Origin of the sequence: Fulvivirga maritima, assembly GCF_021389955.1 — a bacterium.
Lineage (GTDB): Bacteria > Bacteroidota > Bacteroidia > Cytophagales > Cyclobacteriaceae > Fulvivirga > Fulvivirga maritima.
Genome location: NZ_CP089980.1, coordinates 4,870,533 through 4,889,468, shown reverse-complemented (window position 1 = coordinate 4,889,468; position 18,936 = coordinate 4,870,533). Strand labels below are relative to the sequence as shown.

General features: G+C 39.0%; 15 protein-coding genes. 7 read left to right on the top strand and 8 right to left on the bottom strand.

What is annotated here, in order from left to right; translation table 11 throughout:
• Positions 1–15: 15 nt before the first annotated feature.
• Positions 16–390 (top strand): methylglyoxal synthase, encoded by a 375-nt coding sequence (locus LVD15_RS20580; RefSeq protein ID WP_233777088.1) that lies wholly within the window; start codon positions 16–18, stop codon positions 388–390.
• A 10-nt stretch (positions 391–400) separates the two neighbouring features.
• Here the strand turns inward: LVD15_RS20580 and LVD15_RS20575 are convergent, their stop codons facing one another.
• Complete coding sequence (locus LVD15_RS20575) at positions 401–1,117, bottom strand: NUDIX hydrolase (protein WP_233777087.1); 717 nt, start codon at positions 1,115–1,117, stop codon at positions 401–403.
• Positions 1,118–1,181: 64 nt separating this feature from the next.
• Between LVD15_RS20575 and pfkA the strand changes: the two genes are divergently transcribed.
• The 4 genes from pfkA to LVD15_RS20555 are packed head-to-tail and all read left to right on the top strand — an operon-like array spanning position 1,182 to position 5,768.
• The gene (gene pfkA, locus LVD15_RS20570) at positions 1,182–2,165 is read left to right on the top strand and encodes a 6-phosphofructokinase (protein ID WP_233777086.1); all 984 of its coding nucleotides are present in this window, start codon (positions 1,182–1,184) and stop codon (positions 2,163–2,165) included.
• On the top strand, positions 2,162–3,016 hold the full coding sequence (locus LVD15_RS20565; protein WP_233777085.1) for an N-acetylglucosamine kinase: 855 nt from the start codon (positions 2,162–2,164) through the stop codon (positions 3,014–3,016). Before pfkA ends, LVD15_RS20565 begins: the two co-directional genes overlap by 4 nt.
• Entirely contained in the window at positions 3,013–3,990 is a 978-nt protein-coding gene (locus LVD15_RS20560) for an ROK family protein (protein WP_233777084.1), read from the top strand. Before LVD15_RS20565 ends, LVD15_RS20560 begins: the two co-directional genes overlap by 4 nt.
• Positions 3,987–5,768, top strand: a complete 1,782-nt coding sequence (locus LVD15_RS20555) for a glycoside hydrolase family 15 protein (RefSeq protein WP_233777083.1) — start codon at positions 3,987–3,989, stop codon at positions 5,766–5,768. Before LVD15_RS20560 ends, LVD15_RS20555 begins: the two co-directional genes overlap by 4 nt.
• Positions 5,769–5,844: 76 nt before the next feature.
• Here LVD15_RS20555 and LVD15_RS20550 read toward each other — a convergent pair whose 3' ends face one another.
• The 6 genes from LVD15_RS20550 to LVD15_RS20525 all read right to left on the bottom strand — a co-directional run bounded on the left by LVD15_RS20550 (position 5,845) and on the right by LVD15_RS20525 (position 13,662).
• Positions 5,845–6,039 (bottom strand): hypothetical protein, encoded by a 195-nt coding sequence (locus tag LVD15_RS20550; RefSeq protein WP_233777082.1) that lies wholly within the window; start codon positions 6,037–6,039, stop codon positions 5,845–5,847.
• Positions 6,040–6,088: 49 nt separating this feature from the next.
• Entirely contained in the window at positions 6,089–6,247 is a 159-nt protein-coding gene (locus LVD15_RS20545; protein ID WP_233777081.1) for a hypothetical protein, read from the bottom strand.
• 168 nt (positions 6,248–6,415) lie between these two features.
• Positions 6,416–8,605: a bifunctional alpha,alpha-trehalose-phosphate synthase (UDP-forming)/trehalose-phosphatase gene (locus tag LVD15_RS20540; RefSeq protein WP_233777080.1), complete on the bottom strand. Its 2,190-nt coding sequence runs from the start codon at positions 8,603–8,605 to the stop codon at positions 6,416–6,418.
• Between the two features lie 161 nt (positions 8,606–8,766).
• On the bottom strand, positions 8,767–10,668 hold the full coding sequence (locus LVD15_RS20535; protein ID WP_233777079.1) for a DUF294 nucleotidyltransferase-like domain-containing protein: 1,902 nt from the start codon (positions 10,666–10,668) through the stop codon (positions 8,767–8,769).
• Positions 10,665–11,360 (bottom strand): 3'-5' exonuclease, encoded by a 696-nt coding sequence (locus tag LVD15_RS20530; RefSeq protein WP_233777078.1) that lies wholly within the window; start codon positions 11,358–11,360, stop codon positions 10,665–10,667. The genes LVD15_RS20535 and LVD15_RS20530 overlap by 4 nt, the downstream gene beginning before the upstream one ends.
• A gap of 49 nt (positions 11,361–11,409) precedes the next feature.
• Entirely contained in the window at positions 11,410–13,662 is a 2,253-nt protein-coding gene (locus LVD15_RS20525; protein ID WP_306416740.1) for a TonB-dependent receptor, read from the bottom strand.
• 139 nt (positions 13,663–13,801) lie between these two features.
• Here LVD15_RS20525 and LVD15_RS20520 point away from each other — a divergent pair, with 139 nt between their 5' ends.
• Positions 13,802–14,797, top strand: coding sequence for an alpha/beta fold hydrolase (locus LVD15_RS20520; protein ID WP_233777077.1), 996 nt, complete (start codon positions 13,802–13,804; stop codon positions 14,795–14,797).
• 37 nt (positions 14,798–14,834) lie between these two features.
• Here LVD15_RS20520 and LVD15_RS20515 read toward each other — a convergent pair whose 3' ends face one another.
• On the bottom strand, positions 14,835–15,974 hold the full coding sequence (locus LVD15_RS20515) for a C40 family peptidase (protein WP_233777076.1): 1,140 nt from the start codon (positions 15,972–15,974) through the stop codon (positions 14,835–14,837).
• 157 nt (positions 15,975–16,131) lie between these two features.
• Here LVD15_RS20515 and LVD15_RS20510 point away from each other — a divergent pair, with 157 nt between their 5' ends.
• The gene (locus LVD15_RS20510; RefSeq protein WP_233777075.1) at positions 16,132–18,591 is read left to right on the top strand and encodes an OmpA family protein; all 2,460 of its coding nucleotides are present in this window, start codon (positions 16,132–16,134) and stop codon (positions 18,589–18,591) included.
• Positions 18,592–18,936 lie beyond the last annotated feature (345 nt).

Here is an 18,936-nt window from a genome sequence, read left to right as displayed (position 1 = left end):
TAAATTTTTTATACTATGAAAATAGCAATAATCGCTCATGATGGGAAAAAGCCGGAGATGGTAGCTTTTTTACTGAAACACAAAGAGTTACTAACCCATGTAGAGTTATTTGCTACCGGTACCACTGGTGGCCATGTAGCTAATGCCGGCTTGCAAGTAACTAAATTTCTCTCCGGCCCAATAGGTGGAGATGCCCAAATAGCAGCTATGGCAGCTACGCATGACCTAGATATGGTGATCTTTTTTAGAGATCCTTTAGACAAGCACCCCCATGAACCGGATGTTCAAATGCTGATGAGAATTTGTGACGTACACAATATTCCTATTGCTACCAACCCAGCTACTGCAGAGTTACTTTTCAAAGCTTCTGCTCAGCTTAACCAGCTATAACTAACACACTTCAAAGCCAGCCTTTAGTCTTGATCTTTTTCTTATCAAACTGATAATAACGGGCTGGCTTATGAGATACCCCCACCTCCTTTTCATTGAGCGGAATAAGTATATCAGCAGTCTGCAATTTTTTACGAAAATTCCTTTTGTCAATCTTCTTATTAAGCACTTCTTCATACAATTTCTGAATTTGTCTGAAGGTAAACTTGCGTGGCAGCATTTCAAAAGCCAATAGCGGCTCCTTTTTGAGGCTGGCAGCCAGGTGATCCAGCGCTTGTGAAATAATCATATTATGATCAAACGCCAATTCGGGCAGCTCCAGCACCGGCATCCAGTTTACCTCACTGGCAAAAGATGAAGGCTTAGGGTGCAGCTTACCCGGCTTCACTATCGAATAATAAGCTATGGTTATTACCCTGGCTTGTGGCTTTTCGCGCATGCTGTTTAACCATTGAATATCTGAATTTCCCTCCAGCCTTTCGGGGTTTCCAAAAGCCCTGAGCTGCTGCAGAAAAATATTTCTCAAACCCGTCAGTTCAAACAGAACACGGCTGGCTGCTTCATCCAGGTTTTCATTGTTCCTAATCAGGTCTCCGGGCAGCGCCAAAGCCCCATTATTATTGCCTCTTTTGATTAATAAAACCTGTAATTGGCCATTATCAAAGCCAAAAATTACACAATCAACAGAAACATGTGGATTTAAACTATTTGATTTTTGTAAAGTCAATTCTATATTGCCTAAGTGTTACGATTACACTAACTTTGGTTCTGTCTAATATATAAAATATTTCATGAGTACTGAAATCAAAAATATCGCTGTATTTACTTCAGGTGGGGATGCACCTGGAATGAACGCCGGAATCCGCGCGGTAGTGCGGGCATGTGTTTATTATAAGAAAAATATTTTTGGAGTTTATCGAGGGTACGAAGGTATGATCGATAATGACATTGTAAAGCTCGATGCTCGTTCGGTGAGTAACATCATCCAACGAGGAGGTACTATTCTAAAGTCTGCGAGAAGTGAGGAATTTAAAACTAAAGAAGGCAGAAAGAAGGCTTATGAAAACCTTAAATCCAGAGATATTGATGCGCTAATTGCCATTGGTGGCAATGGTACCTTTACTGGCCTGCATTATTTTGGCCAGGAATATGATATTCCTACTATTTGTTTACCTGGAACTATTGATAATGACCTACCTGGTATGGATTATACCATAGGTTACGACACCGCTACAAACACAGCTGTAGAAGCTATAGATAAAATCAGAGATACGGCCCTTTCTCATAACCGTTTATTCTTTATAGAAGTAATGGGACGCCACAGTGGCTATATAGCACTAAACAGTGGTATTGCCGGAGGAGCTGTAGCTATTATGATGCCTGAAGACAGCATGACTGTAGATGAGTTATTAAATAAGCTCGATGCTGGTGCGGAAAAAAACAAGAAGTCCAGTTTAGTTGTTGTAGCAGAAGGTGGACAAGAAGGTACCGTGTGGGAGGTTGCTGAACAAGTGAAAAAGAAAGCACCTTATTACGACACAAAAGTAACTATATTGGGTCACCTACAAAGAGGTGGAGCCCCTTCTTACTTTGACCGTGTATTAGCAGGTAGACTAGGTGTAGGAGCTGTAGAAGCAATCCTTAATGGGAAAAGAGATGTTATGATTGGTGTAAAAGACAATAAACTAGTATTTATAGATTTTGAGCAGATTGACAATAAGAGGCATGAAGTAGACCCTGAAGCCGTAAAACTTGCCAAAATACTAGCAATATGATACTAATTGGAATCAGCGGTTCTACTAAGTGTGACTGGCAGATCATAGAAAATGAAAGCCTGATCCTTAAGCATAGTACCTCAGGTATTAATCCTTTCTTCCATAGCGAAGAGGAAATAGCTGATACTATAAAAAAAATACCGCAGGTTTCAAACGAAGCACAAAAAATAGAAGTAGTTTATATCTACAGCGCCGGTTGCGGAAGCAAGAGCCGGCAATCAGTAGTGAAAAGGGCATTATCATATGCTTTACCTAAGGCTCACCATTATGTAAATCATGATATTGTAGCCTCAGCACTCGCTACTTACGAAGGAGTTCCTTCAATAGCATGTATTCTGGGCACCGGCTCTAATGCATGCTATTTTGATGGTGACATAGTGAGGCAGGAAACCCCTGCTCTTGACTATATTTTGGGCGATGAAGGCGGTGGCTCTTACTTCGGTAAAAAGCTACTCAATGCGTACCTCTACAAAAGACTCCCTAAACACCTTTCTTCTGCCTTTGAAGAGACTTATAAAGTCACTAAAAACGACATACTGGAAAGCGTTTACATGCAGCCTTATGCAAATGTATACTTAGCCTCTTACATGAAGTTTATTGAAGAACATCAGTCTGATGAGTATTTTCATAATATGCTCACCAAAGGATTTTCTCTCTTTATGGACTTATATGTGACCTCCTTCACCAAATACAAGGAGCTCAAGACACATTTTACCGGTGCTATTTCTTATATTTTCAAAGACATATTATCAGAAGTAGCTATATCCAAAGAAATTTCTATTGGAAAGATTATTAAAGAACCTATTGACGATCTCGTCTCCTATCATATAAACAAACATTACCAAAAATGAATGCAGTAATTGTCGGAATAGATATTGGTGGTACCAATACAAAATACGGAATAGTATCCGATAGCGGAGAAGTATTATATCAAAATAAAATTCCTACACAGGAACACTCAGACTTCAACGACTTTGTAATAAGGTTGACTGATGCTATCAATAATGGCTTAGATCAGCTACCTGGAGAGAATCAAATATTAGCAGTAGGCATAGGAGCCCCTAATGGTAATGTTTATCGGGGTACGATAGAGCATGCTCCTAACCTACCCTGGAAAGGCATAGTGCCTTTAGTAGAAAGAGTAAAAGAGATCCTACAGGTACCTGTTATGATCACTAATGACGCTAACGCTGCCGCTATGGGCGAAATGATCTATGGCGGAGCGCAAAATATGAACGACTTCATAGTGATAACACTTGGCACCGGACTAGGATCAGGTATAGTTTGTAATGGCGAACTAGTGTATGGCTATGATGGCTTTGCTGCAGAGCTGGGTCACGTAACCATTAACCCTAACGGAAGACACTGCGGCTGTGGCCGTAAAGGATGTTTGGAAACTTATGTATCTGCTACAGGTATAAAAAGAACAGTTTACAAACTATTGGCAGATTTCATGGAAAATAGTGAACTTCGTGGTATTAGCTTTGATGATTTATCTACCAAGATGATCACTGAGTCTGCCCACAGAGGTGATATAGTAGCTAAAGCGGCTTATGAGTATACAGGTAAAATTCTGGGCTCTAAGCTGGCTGATACCGTAGCACACACTAACCCTGAGGCTATATTCCTTTTCGGTGGCCTCTCATTAGCTGGTGATTTGATCTTTGAACCTACTATCAGGCATATGGAAGCTAACCTAATGCCTATTTATAAAGGAAAAGTGAAAATCTTACCTTCGCAATTACAAAATCAAAGTGCTCCTATTTTAGGAGCAAGTAGTTTGGTGTCTAAATACTTAACCAAAAAACCTTCGATTAAAGCATGACGAAACACACGTATGATTACGGCCTTATAGGCAACTGTTCATTTCAAGCCCATGTACATAAAAACACTAACATAGAGTGGATGTGCTGGCCCAGATTTGACAGCAGCTTCATATTTGGCGCCATGATGGATGATGAAAATGGTGGAGAATTCTCTATTAAGCCTGAAGGCGAGATATTAGAAACACATCAATATTATCTGGAAAATACCAATATACTAGTCACTGAAATAACCAGTGAGCAAGGGCGGTACCGCGTAACTGATTTTGCGCCCCGGTTCCATCAATTTGACCGGTATTACAAACCCATTATGCTGCTCCGCAAAGTAGAACCACTAGAAAACTCACCGCGAGTGAGGGTAAAGTGTATGCCTACCGGCGAATATGGTAAGTTAAAACCATCGCAGTATGAAGCCAGTAATCATATAGAGTACTTAGGCCTTGAAAAGGAAGTTCGTTTAACCACTGACTTCTCTCTATCTTACATAGTAGAAGAAAGACCCATAGTACTTAATGAAGTAAAATACATGGCTCTAACCTGGGGAGCACCTTTAGAGGCTCCCCTGGCCAGCACTTGCGAGAACTTTTTGGATAAAACCAAAAGATACTGGCGCGGGTGGGTTAAAAACATGAGTGTAAGTAACTTCCACCAGAAAGAGATCAACCGTTCTGCCCTGGCGCTAAAAATTCACCAGTATGAAGACACAGGTGCCATTATAGCTGCCGGTACTACCAGCTTACCAGAAGCTCCCGGTAGCGGTAGAAACTGGGATTACCGATACTGCTGGATGCGTGACTCTTACTACACACTTACTGCTTTTAACAATATTGGTCACTTTGAAGAGCTGGAACGGTACTTTAACTACATCGTAAATATTTCTGTAAAATCTAAAAACAGATTTCAGCCACTCTACAGTGTAACTGGAGAAGGTGAGCTCACTGAGCACATACTGGATCTGAAAGGATATAAAGGAAATACACCTGTGCGCGTGGGTAATCAGGCCTACACACACATCCAAAACGATGTTTATGGTCAGATTTTGGCCTCTTTAATGCCTTTATATGTAGATCGCCGATTTATCAATCTGGAGCGCTCAGATTCTTTGAACCTGGTTTATGATATTCTTCAAAAAATAGAAGATCTTATGGATGAACCAGATGCAGGCCTTTGGGAATTCCGTACGCTTAGTCAGTACCACTGCTATACTTACCTCTTCCACTGGGCTGGAGCTAAGGCAGCTAAGAAAATTGCTGATAAGTTTGATAATGAAAAGATCAAAACCCTGGCTGACAAAGTGATTAAGCTTTCTTCTGAGAAGATCGATGCTTGCTTTGATGAGTTCAGAGGAGTTTACACTCAAGCCATAGGAAGTAAAAACCTGGATGCCAGTAACTTGCAAATGATTATGATGGGATATCTGCAAGATAACCCTGAAGCCTGTAAGAAGCATTTAGAAGAGCTTGAAAAAGAACTAAAATCTGAAGAAGGCCTCTTCTACCGCTATAAGCACGCAGATGACTTTGGTGAGCCAGAAACCACCTTCTTAATCTGTGCCTTCTGGTATGTAGAAGCGCTGACTTGCGTAGGCAGAATAGATGAAGCCATTGAAACCTTTGAAAACCTACTTAAGTACAGCAACCACCTCGGACTACTAAGTGAAGATGTGGATGCTAAAACAGGTAGCCAATGGGGTAATTTCCCTCAGGCATACAGCCACGTAGGTTTGGTTAATGCAGCTTACAGAATTAGTAAAAAACTAGACATGCCTAATTTCTTATAATTAAGGCTATAGACATAGAAAAAGCCGTTCACTTAATTTTGAACGGCTTTTTTTATTTCAATTTGAACAATAGACTTTAAACTCCAGTACCTCCAAATAAAGATTTGATGAGGAGGTTATATTCTTTCTTCACTTCTTTGTATTCAAAATTATGCTGATTAGCCAGCGCTTTTAACATTTTCTTTATCTTACCCTGCTGTCGAATAGAAATCACTAAAATAACCACCATGATAGCTACTACGAAACCACAAATAGAAATCATGGTAGTCATAATCATGTCATAAGTAGAAATAGGATAGCTATTGCCAGCTATAAAAAAATTATAAATAAATAATGGCCACCATTCCGAATAGAGCCACTCTGATATAGTTGTACAGAGACATGTATTTCTGATAGTGTCGGAAAGACTCCTCTAAATCTTCTTTGTGCATTTTAGAAATATAGGCCAGTTGTACTTCCTGTTTTTCTTGGTCTTCCATATTGCTGAAATATTAAAAAATACATCCAAAATCTAATGAATGACAAAGCTATAGCAGGCTTTTAGCCACTTAAAATACTTCTAAATAGCATCAGATGTAAATAAAAAAAGCTGAGCAAGAAGTAGTGCACTTCTTGCTCAGCTTTATATTCTCGTTTTAAATTTAAGTCTAGCTATTGGCCATTAGAGATAATAATTCTCTTACTGCCAAATGATCTTTCACACTATATTTAGCGGCAGACCTTAGGTCTCCTACTTTTATAGTACAAGCATGCTTAGGCATAGCTTTAAAAGTATCTTCATCAGTCCAGTCATCACCTACAGCAAAGATGAAGTTGTTTTTATTCTTGGTATCAGCCCATCTGCTGGTAGCTTTTCCCTTATTAATTTCAAGGTTTTTGATTTCAACTACTTTATTACCTTCCAATACTTCCAAATTCATGTTAGAAGAAAGGTATTTCAAATGGCTAATGATCTCACGTGCACGTAACTCACCAAGACCAGTTTCTACCTGTCTGTAGTGCCATACTAGTGAATAATCTTTCTCTTCAATAAATGAACGTGGCGTTTTATCCGTATACATTTCCAGTATAGGTCTGATAGCGTCTTTCCAGCTATCATCCAAGCTATCGATGGTTTTCCAATCTTCGCCTCTCATTTTCAGCCATACACCATGTTCACCTACAAACTCAACATCTAAGTCTCCGAGCCATTTTTGTAATGTATCTTTATCTCTACCACTAATAATAACCACATTAGTGTTCTTATCAGCAGTAAGCTTGCTTAGTAACGTTTTAAGATCTTTATCAGGTTTAGCTTCTTTAGGATCACTATTAAAAGGAACCAAGGTACCATCATAGTCAAGGAACAAGAGTCTCTTTTCTTTGCTCTTAAATTCTTTTACTACCTTTTCTTCCATGGCATCATCCATCACTTTGGTGCCCATTACTTTTTGTTGTTCTTTCACACTATTAAGTCTATCAAGGAAAAGTCTTACCCAATGATGGATATCGAATTTTTTAATTGCTTTTTGCATAAAGGCCATATGCTTTTCCTGCTCTTCCACAGGCATAGTTAAGGCCTTATAGATGGCGTCTACCACCTGGTGTTTATCATTAGGGTTTACTATCAGTGCTTCAGAAAGCTCTTTAGATGCCCCTGCCATTTCACTTAATATAAGTACACCTTTTTTATCAAGCTTACTGGCTACATATTCTTTACAAACCAAATTCATACCATCACGCATAGGCGTAACCAGCGCTACATCGGCCATTCTGTAGAAAGCAGAAAGGTCTTCTAGCGGGAATGAACGGTAGAAGTAGTGAATCGGTGTCCAGTTCATAGAACCATACTTACCATTGATTCTACCTACAAGCAGGTCTACTTCTTCTTTAAGGTTTTTATATTTCTCCACCGTATCACGAGAAGGCACCACTACCATTATGAGTGATATCTTATTTTGATACTCAGGGTATTTGCTAAGAAAAATATCAAAAATCTCTAAACGCGCTGCTATACCTTTAGAGTAATCCAGTCTATCTATAGAAAGCATCAGCTTTTGATCTCCCATAGAAGTACGGAATTTCACCTCTTTACTTAAAGTAGAAGGCGCAGCAGAAGAGTTAGCATATTTATCATAATCAATTCCTATAGGGAAAGAATCGATCATAATGGTTCTTCTATCTTTAGTGATTTGCCCTTGCTGATTACCTATGAAACAGATTCTGCTCACAGCACTTAAAAAGTGACGCATATCATCATAAGTATGGAAACCTACTAAATCTGATCCCAACACACCGTCTAATAGCTCTCTTCTCCAAGGCAATAATCTGAATACCTCAAAAGAAGGGAAAGGAATGTGTAAAAAGAAACCAATGCTCGCATCAGGCAGTTTCTGTCTGATCATATCAGGCACTAACATAAGCTGATAATCGTGTATCCAAATAGTATCATCAGGATTTGCCAATTCTAAAACGGCATCACAATACTTTTGATTCACCTTTTTATAAGCTTCGTAGTAAGATTTCTTATATAATGCGTACTGATTGAAGTAGTGAAACGTGGGCCATAGTGTTTCATTACTAAAGCCTTCGTAAAATAATTTAATTTCGGATTCCGATAAATACACCGGATCCATATTTTCAGAAGTTAGTTTTTCGGTTACCTCAGCCTTTTGGGCCTTATTCTTATCTTTAAAGTATAGTCCTGGCCAACCTACCCATACATTATCACCGTCTTTATAAATGGAACCCAACCCAGTAGCCAGGCCACCTTCGCTGGGTTTGTATTGTAAATCGCCATTACTATCACGTTGAACTTTAACCGGGAGTCTGTTAGATACAATTATTGTTCTCGCCATAGAGTTTTGTAGAAACCAATATAATTATTGGTTGTTTAAATTTTGTTGGTTGTATTGAACTATAAGTTTAACAATTAAATAGCTCTTTGTTCCCTTATGTTAACACTTTTTCCTTAGTAGTAAAAAAAAAGAGCCTTAATAAATTGTTAAACCTTGTTTTATCACCCAAAGAGTTTCTTTAGGAATACTATTTTTATACGTTGCTGAAAGTTCTCTATCACCTTAAAGATCTCTTTCAGAGTAACTATTTCAATTTTGGTTAGCGAATCCATGCTAATGAAATTATCAGGACTTTCCTTATCATACATAATCTGGTGCGCTTGGTTTTTTAGTCGCATACCCATCAGATAATAATAAGACTGCATAAGCTCATGATAATCTTTTTCTGAAAACACTCTTTCATCCATTAAGCTTTGTAGCCTTTCACCTGTATTGGTTTTCAGGATTTTATACCTTAGCGCATACACACGCACCAAGTCTACCAGCGGTGTCATCGCTCTTTTGATATTAAACACCTTCTTCTCCCCTTTTGAAATGGTTTTTATTCCTCTAAAAAAGCTCAATGGAGGCTCATACTGCAAAGCATTATTAGCCAGCTGAGCAAAGAAATACTCACCAGGATCGTGTAATTTTTTAAGAATATGCCCTTGGAGCTGAGCTATAAGTTCTTCATCTCCATATATTAATCGGCAATCGAAAAAGGTACTGAAGTTCATTACTGCTTCAGGATTTGGCTCTTCTATCCATTTGTCATAATTCCTTTTCCAGTGAGATAGTGAGTGTGTCCAGCGAGGGTTTTTGGCCATCAGTCCACCACTACAGTAAGTAAAACCGATGGTATTAAGCCGCTCTGATACTTTATCAGCAAAAGTTAGAAAGTATTCTCTGGTTAGTTCTCTAAATTCATTGGCCTTATCTTCATAGATTATAGCATTATCCTGATCCGTCTTGAGTGTTTGCTCTTTTCTACCTTCACTACCCAAGCACATGTAAACAAATTTTGCTGGCGGAGGGCCCATCTCTTCAATAACTCCGTCTATCACCTTCTGGTCAATAGTATCAGAGATATTACTGATCACTTCATTTACTAACTCAGACTTCACGCCTCGGGTAAGCAGGTTATAAGCCAGCTCAGGCACCTCAGACCACTTATGTTCCAGCTCCTCTACAGATATAGCCTGGCGTACAGATTGTAAAAATATAAACGGCGACTGCGCCTGATCTGCCAGCAGCTTATTTCGACTGATTACTCCTTTGGTTTCGCCATTTTCCTCTACCAATAGATAGCGGATTTTATGCTTAAACATTAAAAGAATGGCTTCATAAATATAGGATTCCATGGTTATACTATAAATATCGGTTTCCATGATATCCTTTACTGGCGTGTCAGAATCTCTTCTATCAGCTATGATCTTATTTCTCAATATGATATCAGTGACATAGCCAATGTAGCTATCCTTATCCTGAATAAAAATACAACTGATTTTCTCCTCCTCCATCATAGCGGCGGCCTCATAAGCTGGCGTATCAGGGCTACAGCTAGAGATATAGCGCATTACAGAAGGCTCTAAGCGGCTATTAAAATATCGGTCATAAGTGATGGCATCTTCTACTCTGGCCTCTTGCTTTATTACATAGTGAGCATACTTTTCATCCAGCATTTCTTTACCAAAAACAGAAAGAAACTTCTGGTAAAACTCTTCATGTGTATTACAAAGCTCTTTAAATAGTGGAGCGGCCACTTTTAACACCTTGGTCTTTTCTTTTACTTCTACAGTATTAATAGACTTGCCTTTGTTCAATAAAATGGAAAATGCGCCATAAGTATCGTTTTTTCGCAGCTTTTGCTTATGTTGTTTCACTCCATGGCTATCAAAAAAGAAAGCCATATAGCCTCCTTCATAAATCAAATCCAATCCGGTGATTTTGGTGTTATGCTGCTGATATATGATCCCCTTATCTTTGAAATTCACTTCTTGAAGCTCATTCGCTACTCTTTCTAATACCTCTTCCGGCAAGGTATCAAAAGGGGTTGTATTTTTTAGAAATTCAATCCTATTCATGAAAAAATCATTATTAAGCCCACAATAAGAAGAATGACTACAGGGAGTCCACAACCATACTTATTACGGATCTCCTGTCGTACTTTTATGAAAAGAGGCTGGTTTTCAATTAGTTCTTCGTCGATCTCTCCTTTCCTATACAATTCAAAAAAACATTTGGCCGTAGCCTCTGCATCTGCGCTGGCGTCATGCATTTTCACCAGCTTCTCCTTAAACAAACCCTCATAGAGTATGCCTAAACTAGGGTAATCACGATTAGTATATCGCACATAATCACCCGTAGAACGCATGGTGCAAAAATGGGGTAAATCTTTAATAATATTCTTTAATCCGACCCTATTAAATGCCACTTGCAACATTTTGCTATCAAACTCTACAAAATGCCCCACTATAAGAGGTTTATAATGCCTTAAATCATTAGCTAATATCTTTATAACTTCCTTACGACTCTCTCCTTTCTCCTTAAGCAACTCGTAATCTATGTTGTGGATTTTTTGAGAAGCTTCTTCTATAATAATATCAGGTTCGTTGATATAATGATTTTCGCTCTTTAATAACTCTCCTTCTGAAGTATAAATACACCAGGCCACTTGTAATATAAAAGGCCATAAATCTGTATGAGATATTTTAGTATTTATATCCTGCGGTATACCTGAAGTTTCGGTATCAATAAACAACAAATAATCTTGCATACACGATTTACAAGTTACTATAAATGAATGAATTACTACACATAATCAATTAATAAGTAAATGCTAACTTTATTCCTCCATAACCATTAACCCCAGGTGCGGGCTGGTAATATCTTTGCCCATAAGGATTAAGGTCATTGCCTCGGCTATACTCCTGATCCAGAACATTATCTACTCCAGCGAAAATCTCTAAATTCCACTGATTAGAAAATGCCTTTCTCCAGCCTACCCTGCCAGAAAGTAAATGGTAACTATCCTGATATACCGTATTGGCATCATTAAGTGGTATTTCATCTGTAAACTGATGAGTTACGTTCAGGTATATTCCCAAGCTCGACTCTACAGCCAAAGTATTGACCCAGGTAATGGGCGCTACTCCGGTAAGATCATTACCACTGAAATCATCTTCTTCCTGCAAATAGTCCTTAAATTTAAAGAAATGTCCGGTATAACTATGCGCTAAACGGACAAGATTAATTATATCTGAAGGTTTTCTTATCACATCATAATTAATGGCTATTTCTACACCCTTTTGATCTGTTTTTCCTGCATTTCTAAACAGTGTTACACCTTGCGGGCTGGTATAGGTAGTAATGGTTTCGTCTAGCAAAAAATAGAAAAAAGTAAGATCAGTATTCAGTCTCTCATGCCACCATGTACCTCTATAACCTATTTCATAATTAGTTCCTCGTTCTGCATCCAGGTTAAGGTTTATGCTTCCTTCATTAGTTCTCACTTCATCTATAGTGGGCGGAGAAAAACCATAACTAACAGCAGCCCTCAGTGCCTGACTAGCGCCTATTTTCTTAAGCAAGGCCACTCTCGGCACCCAGACAGGATCAAAGTTACGCTCTCTATCATAAGCATTACCCGTAGCCATATCTGCCTTTCGATTAATATCATAATTAAGGTGATTTTGGCTTAAGCCTATTGTTAAGAAGAAATCTTTAGGAAATTGTAATTCGGCCTGAGTAAATAAGAAATATTGTTTTACAAACAGATCATCACTAAACCTAAGGGTATCCGGTTCACCACCTACATTGCCAAAATTATCAGCTGATGTCTTGCTGTATTGATATTCGCCACCACTCACCCACTCCAGATGCATGTGCCTGCCAAGCTTATGGTTAAAGCTAAAACTGGTCCGGCCTCCATATCCAAATTGGGTCTCCTTTTTATAGTCAGTATTAAAAGGATCATCAAAGTCACTGGTGTTTACATAGCCGCTGGTGGTAGCCTCCCAGTGCTGCCCTAGGCTATAGTCATATGATACACCAGCAAATAAGGCCTTTTGTCTTATAGATGCATTTAATTCCTCACTGCCCGGCCGAGCTTGTGTTCTATCTTCCGCTACCTGCTCTGCTGTTAACGCCCCTGGTAGTTCATAATACAGATCAGTATATAATAAGTTGAAATTCAGATGGTTATCATCCTGCAAATCCCAACTACCAGACCATTGAAAAACCTCCCGTTCTGAGGCACTCTGCTCCCTAAATCCATCTGACTTTTGCCTGACATAAGAAGCGGCGATATTTCCACTCTTTAAGGGCTGCTGCAGGGCGAGCCTGTATTTACTAAGGCCAAAGGCCCCCACCATATATTCGGCCGTAGCTATTCCATTTTTGAAAGAAGATAAATCATTATTCAGCCTCACCACTCCACCATTACCTGCGCCATACATACTACCGGCAGGTCCTTTAATTATGTCTACATCGGATATATTAGAAAGGTCCAGCAAGTTAAGAGCTGTGGTGCCATCTGGAGCTGTATAAGGGATGTCATTCCAATAAATCTTCACGTTTCTCACTCCGAAAGGAGACCTTAAAGAACTTCCTCTTATAGAAATACGGTAGCTATTGGGTGCTCGCTCCTCCATTCTTACCCCCGGCACTGTATTGAAGGCATCAACCATAGAGGTTTCTTTAAAACGACTTAGCTCATGGCCAGAAAGGTGTGCTACAGCTGCCGATTGTTCCACCAAAGGCCTCTCCATTTCAAAACCTTGAACGACTACTTCAGTAAGCGCTACTTCTTTAGGGCTTAGGTAAACTGTATCAACCGCCTGAGGAGCCACAAAATAATATTGTGGAGAGTAGCTCACGTGAGACAAGTATACCCTTACTTTTTGAGAAGCATTTATGACAACCTTACCGGTAGAGTCTGTTGTTTGAATTACACCATTACCTTTAACAAATACATCTGATACTGGTTGTCCTGAGTTTCCATCTAAAATCCAAAGCTGAGACTGCGCCATTAACGGCGTTACTCCTAGCCACAACAGGCCCACTAGCAGAAGGCTCACTATATTCTTTCTTAGGCTAAATAAACCACACATAATCTCTATACAAAAACACGGCTATTTTGTTACCAAAGCCACAAATTAATAACATAAGCCGGTATTATTCTGTTACAACATTAAATTTTAAAACCCTAATTGACCTATGAGAAAAACAAGACTATTACTCAGCTTAGCCTTATTGATTTCAAGTTTAGGAGTGGCTCAGGACATTAAGCCATTAGGAATAGCACTTGAAGGGTATGAGTATCCTTATCCCGTAGAATATATTAACCTGAACATACAAGGTGAATCCTTAAAAATGGCCTTTATGGATGTAAAGCCTGAAAAACCCAATGGTAAGTCTATCATGCTGATGCATGGTAAAAACTTCTGTGGTGCTTACTGGGGCCAAACCGCCAAAGACCTCAGTGCAGCAGGCTTCAGGGTAATTATTCCTGATCAAATTGGCTTTGGAAAATCTAGCAAGCCCAAAGATATTCAGTACACTTTTCAGCTACTAGCCACCAATACTAAGGCGGTATTAGACTCTATAGGTATTGAAAAAATTAGTGTACTTGGGCACTCTATGGGAGGCATGGTGGCTACCCGCTTCACACTGATGTTTCCTGATATAGTAGATAAATTTATACTGGTAAACCCTATAGGATTAGAAGACTGGAAACTCAAAGTGCCTTATACAGGCGTAGATAAATGGTACCAGCAAGAGCTTAAAAAGAACTACGCTGGTATAAAAAGCTATATGAAAGAGAGCTATTATGATGGAAAATGGAAACCTGAATATGACGAATGGGTAAACATATTAGCTGGCTGGACTAAGAGCCCTGAATACCCTTTAGTAGCGTGGAATAGTGCCCTTACTTATGATATGATATTCACTCAACCGGTAGTATATGAATTTCCTAATATAAAAGCTCCTACACTACTCATTATAGGGCAGCGAGACCGTACCGCATTAGGCAAAAATCTGGTGAGCGAAGAAGTACGCAAAACCATGGGTTTATATCCTGAACTTGGAAAAAAGACTCAGAAGGCCATACCTAACGCTGAGTTAGTAGAGATTGATGGCATTGGGCATTTGCCACACATTGAAGCTTATGACAAATTTATAAAGCCGCTTTTAAAATTCATGAAAGACTAATAGATTTTGCTTTTGTATCGCTGTGCAGCTCCACTGCTCAGCGATGCTCAAGCATAGATGCCAGCGGTTTTATACCATCGGTATGACTTTTAATTATTCTTTTTGTCCTCAAATAACGATTCACATTATATTCGTCATACAAAGAGTCTTGAGGGTTCACACTACTGATATGAACCTTGCCACTAGAGTGAATGAACCGATCATCACCAATCCACATGCCTACATGCACCACTTTCTCAGGATTTTGATCTGTGGCTTCCCTGCCAAAAAACAGTAGATCTCCAGTTTGCAAATTCTCCCAGTTCTTATCTTCATCAATTAATTGACCTTCATTTACCTGCTGAGAGGCATCTCTGGGTATAATATAGCCATTCATAAAATAAATGGTTTTAGTAAAACCGCTACAATCTACACCTTTCACTGAGGTGCCTCCCCATAAGTATGGTACGCCCATCATGCTAAAAGCCACTTCTTTTAGTTCAGCATCATTCACCTCCCTTTCCTTTGACCAATTTGAAACCAAATCCACTTGATCATTAAGCACTACTCCTGCTCTTCCGTCTGGCATTTTCGCATGACTAAAGTCTGCACCTTTCTTTGTTAACTTCAATATATCACCAGCCACCAAGTCACTCACCGTTTCTGAATAAGTACTATCTTTAAACAAATAGCCAGTAGTATTAGTAAAAATAAGCTTTTCGGATCTCTCCCAGGCATTCATTTCATCGGCATTTTTAATGGTCACCCCACCTTCATCTACCCATGCAATATACGCATCGGGCGTTTGCACCAGCAGCCAGCCTCCCTCTTGTTTTAACACCAGCAGCGGTGTGCCACACAGTGCTTGCGTAACTAACTCAGAAGAATGCCTTCCTTCAGACCTTAAATTTGCTACTGACAGGCTTACCACAGCGTGTTTATTAGTATCTATAGGCAGCACCTGTACGGAGTCTATATAATCAATATCTAATCGACCTAGACTATCCTTCAGTGCCTGATAAGCAAGAAATGAAGAGGTTTCACCTTTTAGAATTCCGTTGTTGTAAGTCAGGTCATATAAAACCACTCTTTTATCCGGAGCAAAGTACTGACCTACCTTATAAACAATATTATCTGCATTTTTTTTACTAAAAGAACAAGCGTAAAAGATTAATAAGAAAGGCAGAATCCGTTTCATTTTATAAATTTGAGGTGAGAAAGAAATTAAAATTACACAAACCGATTGAAAATTAAATTTAAACTTTCTTTTATGTGTGATTATGAATAATTTACGACCCATTTACTTCATTAGGAAGGCTTATTTTTTTATTTACTAACAAAAAACTACTTCAGCAGTGAGAAGAAGAGTTATAGGGTTTCTGCTTATTTTTCAGCTACTTTTCGCCCTAACCAGTGGCTACAGTCAGAGCCACAAGTTTTATTTAAAAAGGGGTAAAAAATACTATAAAATAGGTGCATATGACCGCGCCATAGGTGATTTTAAACGTGCCGCACGCATCAGAAAAGGTAATGCAACTATTACCTACCATCTCGGCTTGGCTTATTTGGGAGCCGGAGATGTAGATCAGGCATTAAAAAACCTGGAAAAAGTATATCTACTTAATCCTAAAATAGACAGGGAAATCACCTATTACCTGGGTATTGCTTATCAGTATCAGTATGATCTGGAAAAGGCTAAGAAAGTATTTCATATCTATAAAGATCTCAAGAAGAAGAATGAAGCAAAGGCCTTAAGAAAAATTAAGGAATGTGACTTTGGTATGGCCTCTATTGCCAAAAAGCAAAACACAGAGGTAAGAAACCTGAGAGAGCCCATCAACAGCCGTTATAATGATTATGCGCCTATTATAGATCCTAAAGGACGTTTTTTAATCTTCACCTCCAGCCGTAATGGTTCTACCGGAGGTCTTAGACTTACTGATGGCAGCTATTATGAAGACATTTACATTTCTCACAAAAGAAATGGCCAATGGGATGATCCTAAAAAGATAAGCCCTAAGATTAATATCAAGTATCATGATGCTGCCTGCTCCATTTCCCCTGATGGTAAGACCTTGTACTTGTATTATGAAAGAGGTGGTGGAAACATCTATGCCGCTACAAAAGAAAATAACCTCTGGTCAGAGCCAGAAAGAATGACTGACAAAATTAACTCTGTATTTTGGGAGACTTCGGCCTCTATTACTGCTGATGGTAAAACTATCTACTTTAGTAGTGATCGCCCCGGCGGAATAGGAGGACTAGATATCTATAGAACTGATTTAAGAGAAAATGGAGAATGGAGTACGCCTGTTAACCTCGGTCCCACTATCAATACTAATTTCAGCGAAGATTCGCCTTATATTTCACCTGATGGCAAAACTCTTTACTTCGGCTCTAATGGCCATACAGGAATGGGTGGCAATGACATTTATTACAGTCGAGTAATTAACGGCCGATATCAGGAGCCTGTAAATATGGGCTATCCTATTAATACCGTATTTAATGATAATTATTTCACCATTTCACCTGATAACAAGCACGGATACTATGCCTCATCTCAGCCCGATGGCGAAGGCGATGCTGATATCTATGAGATCATTTTTCATGAATGGCCAGAAGGTGAAAGACCGGAAGTGTCTCCTGATGTAGATCCTCAGGTAATAGCCAGGCTGGAAGAAGAGCCTACCCAACAGGAAGAAGTAAGCGCACCTGCCAGAGAAGTGGAAGTAGAGCCGGAAATAACCGTTGCTAAAGCAGAACCTGAAGAAACCAAGACCACTGCCGAGCCTGAAACTCCAGTAATAGATACAAAAGAAGAGGTAGCGGTGGTAACACCTAAAACCACCTCTCCTACTACAGTACAGGAAAAACCAAAAGAAGATAAAGAGCCAGTAGTAGAGCAAGAGCCTGAAGTGGAAGAAGAAATTGAGGTAGAAGAGCAAGTAGCACAAGTAGAGACTCCGAGACAGGAAGTTCAGGAGCCTGAACCTGAGCCAGAAGAAGAAAAATCTGCTCCTCTGGCTGTAGAAAAACCGTTTGTGGATGAAGTACAATCACCGGTAGCACAAGTAGCCGTTCCTTCTGCTGAAGAAGCTGAAGTAATAGAAAAGGCCAGTGTAAAATACTTTGATGAAGACTTTATCAACGAACAAAAAGAAAAAGGTGTAGTAACTATTTTGAAAGGTAAGGTAATAGACGCCGGTGATGCCAAGCCGCTATATGCTACCATGAAGTTGATAGATAACGAATCCAACACTATTTTGGCAGAGGTTAAATCAGATCCCGTAAGTGGTGATTTTGAATTGATAATCCCGCATGGAGGTAACTACGGTGTTACCACCACCAGGTTAGGATACCTCTTCAACTCTATTAACTTTAGCATACCTAAAAACACAGAAATGCCTGAGCTAGATACTCACATTCTACTTCAAAAAGCTGAAGTAGGTTCAAAAGTTATCCTTAAAAACATTTTCTTCGATACTGGTAAGTCTGATCTGAGAACGGAATCATTAGCGGAATTATTCCAAATCAGATCACTCCTTTCTGAGAACCCTAAAATGACCGTACAGATTAACGGCCATACTGACAACATAGGTAATGCTGTGTATAACAAAGTGCTATCTAAAAAGAGAGCACAGTCGGTAGTAGACTACCTGATCAGCCATAACATTGATCCTAACAGATTATCAGCAAAAGGTTTTGGAGAAGAAAGACCGCTGGTATCTAACGATGATGAAGAAGATGGTAGAGAGATTAACAGAAGAACTGAGATAGAAATTATAAGCGTAGATAACAGTATAGCAGGAAATTAGTAGAAATGGCATAAATCACCTCTCCCCTACTAGTTTCAATAACATTTCAAATGCCGCCTTTAATTTTCAAATTGATAAATAATCACTTTGAAAAATAGGTGGCATTTTTTTGTCATATCATTAATTAAAGGGCTACATCCTCAATAGATTTAAATAAGTATTTAGGACTCTTCATCAGAACTTATGCCCGTTTCATTATAATTCGGAAATCAATCTTAAAGCCTTGTACTTATAATTACCCCTTCAAGAATGGTATTAATGGCGAAATACCAATTTTGATTTTTTAAATATTATTTCACATAAGCTCTATTTTCAAGCAAATAATGTAGCTTCAGTTGTATTAAG

Bases quoted from the DNA above. Each gene is read 5' to 3' on its own strand.
- LVD15_RS20580 (WP_233777088.1), top strand. From the start codon at position 16: ATGAAAATAGCAATAATCGCTCATGATGGGAAAAAGCCGGAGATGGTA.
- LVD15_RS20535 (WP_233777079.1), bottom strand. From the start codon at position 10,668: ATGAATAGGATTGAATTTCTAAAAAATACAACCCCTTTTGATACCTTG.
- pfkA (WP_233777086.1), top strand. From the start codon at position 1,182: ATGAGTACTGAAATCAAAAATATCGCTGTATTTACTTCAGGTGGGGAT.
- LVD15_RS20540 (WP_233777080.1), bottom strand. From the start codon at position 8,605: ATGGCGAGAACAATAATTGTATCTAACAGACTCCCGGTTAAAGTTCAA.
- LVD15_RS20560 (WP_233777084.1), top strand. From the start codon at position 3,013: ATGAATGCAGTAATTGTCGGAATAGATATTGGTGGTACCAATACAAAA.
- LVD15_RS20515 (WP_233777076.1), bottom strand. From the start codon at position 15,974: ATGAAACGGATTCTGCCTTTCTTATTAATCTTTTACGCTTGTTCTTTT.
- LVD15_RS20555 (WP_233777083.1), top strand. From the start codon at position 3,987: ATGACGAAACACACGTATGATTACGGCCTTATAGGCAACTGTTCATTT.
- LVD15_RS20565 (WP_233777085.1), top strand. From the start codon at position 2,162: ATGATACTAATTGGAATCAGCGGTTCTACTAAGTGTGACTGGCAGATC.
- LVD15_RS20520 (WP_233777077.1), top strand. From the start codon at position 13,802: ATGAGAAAAACAAGACTATTACTCAGCTTAGCCTTATTGATTTCAAGT.
- LVD15_RS20530 (WP_233777078.1), bottom strand. From the start codon at position 11,360: ATGCAAGATTATTTGTTGTTTATTGATACCGAAACTTCAGGTATACCG.
- LVD15_RS20550 (WP_233777082.1), bottom strand. From the start codon at position 6,039: ATGACTACCATGATTTCTATTTGTGGTTTCGTAGTAGCTATCATGGTG.
- LVD15_RS20545 (WP_233777081.1), bottom strand. From the start codon at position 6,247: ATGGAAGACCAAGAAAAACAGGAAGTACAACTGGCCTATATTTCTAAA.